Annotated in this window: 2 protein-coding genes; both read left to right on the forward strand. The window is 62.7% G+C overall.

Features of this window, described 5'->3' with window-relative positions; translation table 11 throughout:
- The first annotated feature begins 144 nt into the window (after positions 1 to 144).
- Entirely contained in the window at positions 145 to 1,326 is a 1,182-nt protein-coding gene (locus AB1634_18835; GenBank protein MEW6221569.1) for an RHS repeat-associated core domain-containing protein, read from the forward strand.
- Positions 1,327 to 1,947: 621 nt separating this feature from the next.
- Entirely contained in the window at positions 1,948 to 3,726 is a 1,779-nt protein-coding gene (locus AB1634_18840; protein MEW6221570.1) for an RHS repeat-associated core domain-containing protein, read from the forward strand.
- The last annotated feature ends 319 nt before the right edge of the window (positions 3,727 to 4,045 follow it).

The raw sequence follows: 4,045 nt of genomic DNA on the forward strand, positions 1-4,045 counted from the left end.
GTCCATGGTCTTCGCTCTCCGGTGGCCATCAGCCACCTCAAAATGCCTCGGATTCCCGTAGCGTCCGGGCTGATTCAGGCAAAAAGTTTACGAAGCCCACGCGTCAAACCCTATGGGAATAGCCAAGTTTGGGGGCTCCGGGAATTGCTGTACCTGAACGACAATCAGGGCACGCCCCAGAAGCTCATCAGCAGCACCGGCCAAGTAGTCTGGGCCGCCACCTACGACTCCTTCGGCCAGGCGGTGATCGAAATCGAGACGGTCACCAACAACCTGCGCCTCCCGGGCCAGTACTTCGACGCCGAGACCGGCCTCCACTCCAACTGGCACCGCTACTACGATCCGACCCTGGGCCGGTACCTGGCCACCGACCCCCTGGGCCAAGCCGCTGGCCTCAACCTCTACGCCTACGTCCACAACAGCCCCCTGGCCATGGTCGACCCCCAGGGGCTGGCGGCCCAGATCGCCAGTTCCGTGGGCACCGCCCTGGGCACCATCACCGGCAACGGCATCGCCCAGGGCCTGGCCCTGGAGATGAACGGCGGGGATTTCCTGGACGGCTTCAAGGTGGCCGCGCTATCCTATGCCACCAGCACGGTCACCGCGGCAGGCTTCGACTTTGCGGGTGACCTCCTGGTGGGGGTGAGCAACCCCCTGGCCCAGGCCGGCATCCACCTGGCCATGGGTGCCGCCACCGGCGCCATCAACGCCGCCATCACCGGCACCGACGTCGGCCAGGGCGCCCTCCTGGGCGGCCTTTCCGCCGGCGGCGCCAAGCTCTTCGGCGAGACCTTCGGCTGCTATCTGCCGGACAACCACCTCTCCCAGATGGCCAGCCGGGCGATCGTGGGCGGCATCATCGCCGGGGTCGTCTCCGATGAGAACGGCGACACCTTCTTCGCCGGATTCATGTACGGCGCCAATGTCGGCATCATGGCGTACATGTACAATGACGGCGAGGCGCTTGGGCCACATTCCAACGGGGAAACCGATGGAACACTCCGACGAGAGCTACAGAAGGCGAAGTATAACTTTGCCGCAGCGACCATGATGGCCGTCTTATGCCCGGGTGATTTCATAATTGGCGAAGTTCTCTTCGGCACGCTCACCCTTCTCACTATGGGGCTGGAAACCATCCTTTATTCTCCAACGCCAACCGCCGATATGAGCAAGGAGACCATCAAACGAATTGCAGCAATTCCTCCGGGAACGCCTCTGGGTGTTGCGACGCCTTTGGTCAATCGAGGAAAGGACATGTTCATCGACGCTACGTATCATGCCATCAGGGATCAACAGCTTGAACATCCCGCAGGAACAAAACCATGACGAGATGTATTTTGGGTGTGGTCGCCATGATCATATCTATTGTTATTAGTTCACGCTATCATGGGCCTGTTATCATGCTGGTCAGCGGAGGCTTGTTTATCTGGGGAATCCTCTTGATCAAAAAGAGCAAGGGAAGCTGGAGGATCCCTTACGTGAAGTAGGTCGCCCCAGACTCGAGTCAATGCCGTTGACTTGAGCCGATGCCTCTTGGGGTACCTGATCACAGGGGGGGGACGCCCGAGCCAGCTCGGGGGCGTGGGGGGGGGCGGAGTCGCGGTTACTGCTTGAGCCAGGAGAGGTCCGGAGGTTGGCCTTTGGCGGCGGCGATGGCGGCGACGACGATGGGGAAGGTGGGCTGGCTGCGGAGGCGGCAGGTCTGGCGCACGGTGAGAATCCGGTGTGGTGGGGGACGTTGGTTCCCAGGGTGCACGGCAACAACCCGAACCGGGCGCAGGTCAGGCACCCGTGATCTCGATGCCGGTGAGCCGGCCCAGTGGGCACGAAGGGGACGTTGGTTCCTAGGGTGCCTGGTACAACCCGAACGGGGCTCACGTCAGCTGGCACCCGTGGTCTCGATGCCGGTAAGCCGGCCCAAGGCTGTTGAAGCCTTGCCCGGCCGGGTTGACAAGCCCCCAGCAGACCATCCTGAGCCGGGGCTACTCCTTCTCGCCGGCCGGAAAGCTCCTCCGGCGCGACACCGAGCACGGCAGCTACACCTTTGCCGATGACCGCCTGGCCCGGCTCAGCAGTGCCGGCAACCCGACCCTGGAGGACGAGGCCTATCTCTACGATGCCGCCGGCAACCGCCTCCGGGACGCCCGGCTCAAGGATGCCGGGGGCGAATCCCTGGGCTGGCAGTACAACGCCAACCACGAGTTGGTGGCCATCGGCCAGGAGCAGTTCAACCACGACGCCAACGGCAACCTGGTCCGGATGCGGAGCCCGGAAGGCCAGGAGATGGAGCTGCTCTACGATGCCGAAAACCGCCTCACCCAGGTTCTGGCCGCCGGCGGCACCGAGCTGGCCAGCTACGGCTACGATCCTTTCGGCCGCCGGCTCTGGAAAACCGTCCAGGGGGAGGACACCTTCTTCTTCTATGCCGACGAGGGCCTGGCCTGCGAGATGAACGGCACCGGCCAGGAGATCCGCTCCTACGGCTACATCCTGGGCAGCTCCTGGACCGCGACCCCGGTCTTCATGCAGGAGAGCGACCAGTACTTCTGGTACCTGAACGACAATCAGGGCACGCCCCAGAAGCTCATCAGCAGCACCGGCCAAGTAGTCTGGGCCGCCACCTACGACTCCTTCGGCCAGGCGGTGATCGAAATCGAGACGGTCACCAACAACCTGCGCCTCCCGGGCCAGTACTTCGACGCCGAGACCGGCCTCCACTCCAACTGGCACCGCTACTACGATCCGACCCTGGGCCGGTACCTGGCCACCGACCCCCTGGGCCAAGCCGCTGGCCTCAACCTCTACGCCTACGTCCACAACAGCCCCCTGGCCATGGTCGACCCCCAGGGGCTGGCGGCCCAGATCGCCAGTTCCGTGGGCACCGCCCTGGGCACCATCACCGGCAACGGCATCGCCCAGGGCCTGGCCCTGGAGATGAACGGCGGGGATTTCCTGGACGGCTTCAAGGTGGCCGCGCTATCCTATGCCACCAGCACGGTCACCGCGGCAGGCTTCGACTTTGCGGGTGACCTCCTGGTGGGGGTGAGCAACCCCCTGGCCCAGGCCGGCATCCACCTGGCCATGGGTGCCGCCACCGGCGCCATCAACGCCGCCATCACCGGCACCGACGTCGGCCAGGGCGCCCTCCTGGGCGGCCTTTCCGCCGGCGGCGCCAAGCTCTTCGGCGAGACCTTCGGCTGCTATCTGCCGGACAACCACCTCTCCCAGATGGCCAGCCGGGCGATCGTGGGCGGCATCATCGCCGGGGTCGTCTCCGATGAGAACGGCGACACCTTCTTCGCCGGATTCATGTACGGCGCCAATGTCGGCATCATGGCGTACATGTACAATGACGGCGAGGCGCTTGGGCCACATTCCAACGGGGAAACCGATGGAACACTCCGACGAGAGCTACAGAAGGCGAAGTATAACTTTGCCGCAGCGACCATGATGGCCGTCTTATGCCCGGGTGATTTCATAATTGGCGAAGTTCTCTTCGGCACGCTCACCCTTCTCACTATGGGGCTGGAAACCATCCTTTATTCTCCAACGCCAACCGCCGATATGAGCAAGGAGACCATCAAACGAATTGCAGCAATTCCTCCGGGAACGCCTCTGGGTGTTGCGACGCCTTTGGTCAATCGAGGAAAGGACATGTTCATCGACGCTACGTATCATGCCATCAGGGATCAACAGCTTGAACATCCCGCAGGAACAAAACCATGACGAGATGTATTTTGGGTGTGGTCGCCATGATCATATCTATTGTTATTAGTTCACGCTATCATGGGCCTGTTATCATGCTGGTCAGCGGAGGCTTGTTTATCTGGGGAATCCTCTTGATCAAAAAGAGCAAGGGAAGCTGGAGGATCCCTTACGTGAAGTAGGTCGCCCCAGACTCGAGTCAATGCCGTTGACTTGAGCCGATGCCTCTTGGGGTACCTGATCACAGGGGGGGGACGCCCGAGCCAGCTCGGGGGCGTGGGGGGGGGCGGAGTCGCGGTTACTGCTTGAGCCAGGAGAGGTCCGGAGGTTGGCCTTTGGC

It is taken from the genome of Thermodesulfobacteriota bacterium, from assembly GCA_040755095.1.
GTDB lineage: Bacteria > Desulfobacterota > Desulfobulbia > Desulfobulbales > JBFMBH01 > JBFMBH01.